A 1,489-nucleotide genomic window follows, 5' to 3' on the forward strand; every position below is an offset into this window, starting at 1 on the left:
GCCCTGCCCCTCATCAACGTTCTGCTGGCGCTGGACGCGATTGTGCGGGGCTCGGCCACGGCCACCCAGCTGGGCCTCACCTGGCTCTCTACGTTGGCCTTTGGCGGACTGGCGCTGTACCTGGCCTATCGCAATTTCCAGCGCGAGGATGTGGTGTTCCGCAACTAACCCGGGGCGGTGGCTGCCTAGGTCAGGCGTCACACCTCTGCTCGGTTTTTTTTCATAAGGTGGTGCCAGGGCCGGTTGCCCTGGGCTATGAAGAAAATTTTGAAGATAGCCTGGAAGGAACTCATCTGCTACGTGCGGGAGGAGCGGATGTTGGTTTTGCTCCTGTTGCCGCTTCTGGTCACCCCCTTGCTGATGTTTGCCCCAAGCCTGCTCCTGTCGCACTTGCAGCAGCAGTCCATTAACAAAGCTCATGTGGTGGCGGTAAAGGGTGTGCCACCGCAGTACCAAAAGGAACTCGAGCAGCTGGGTTTTGTGGTTGTTTCCTCGGCTGACCCCCGCCAGAGCGTGCGCCAGCGCCAGGCCGATGCCGGCCTGCTGTACGCCCAGAACGCCTTTGTAATTTTCGACCGGGCCAGCCCCATCAGCAAGCAGGAATCGGTGCCCACCCTGCGTCTGAAAGAGGGATTGCAGCAGCTTCGACTGAAACAAATCGAGCAGAGACTAGCCGCCAAAGGGCTCAGTCAGGCGGCGCTCGAGCCCTTTCAGATAAAGACCGAAAAATCCGCCACCGAGCAGGAACAAGCCCTGGGCGTGCTGGCCTTGATTTTGCCGGTATTCATTTTGCTGTCGGTGCTGGGAGCGGGGCAACACGTGGCGCTCGATGCCACGGTAGGCGAGAAGCAGATGGGCACCCTGGAAGCCCTGCTCTCGGCCCCCATCCGGCCCTGGGAACTGTTGCTGGGCAAAGGGCTGGCGGTGCTAAGTGCAGCTTTTTTCTCGGCCATATCGGTTTTCATGGGCACCGCTTTGGGAAGCTGGGCTTTTGAGATGCTTCCGCAGGGAAATTTGGGTGCTTCGAGCACAAACGAACTTGCCCTAGGTAAACTGACCTTGTCCTTGCCCACTCTGGGAGGCTTGTTCGTAACCGGGGTACTCTTTGCTGTTTTTGCGGTGGCGCTGGTCTTGTCCATCGGTATTTTTGCCCGCAGCTACCGCGAGGCCAGCGCATACTTGGCGCCGCTGGATTTGCTTTTGATGGCACCCATGCTGGCTTTTGCCTTCGCTGAATACATCGCACTCCAAACCTGGCACTACGCGCTACCAGGACTGGGGGTTGTGCTGGCACTAAATGGTCTGGTCAGCGAACAGATAGGCTGGACTGAGTTAGCCGTCACGTGGCTGAGCACCCTGGGCTATAGCCTTCTGACCGTTTATGCTGCGTATTGGAGCTTCAACCGCGAGGAAGTGGTCTTTAGGAATTAGCGCTGCATCGGATGAAAGCCCATACAGCCACACCCGCAGGGCGGGCTATTTTGGTCAA

General features: G+C 58.4%; 1 protein-coding gene. It reads left to right on the forward strand.

Going from position 1 to position 1,489, the window contains the following annotated elements; all coding sequences use genetic code 11:
* The first annotated feature begins 267 nt into the window (after positions 1 to 267).
* Positions 268 to 1,431, forward strand: a complete 1,164-nt coding sequence (locus NZN28_RS14420; RefSeq protein ID WP_295399333.1) for an ABC transporter permease — start codon at positions 268 to 270, stop codon at positions 1,429 to 1,431.
* The last annotated feature ends 58 nt before the right edge of the window (positions 1,432 to 1,489 follow it).

This window comes from Meiothermus sp., assembly GCF_025056915.1.
In the GTDB taxonomy this organism is placed as follows: Bacteria; Deinococcota; Deinococci; order Deinococcales; family Thermaceae; genus Meiothermus.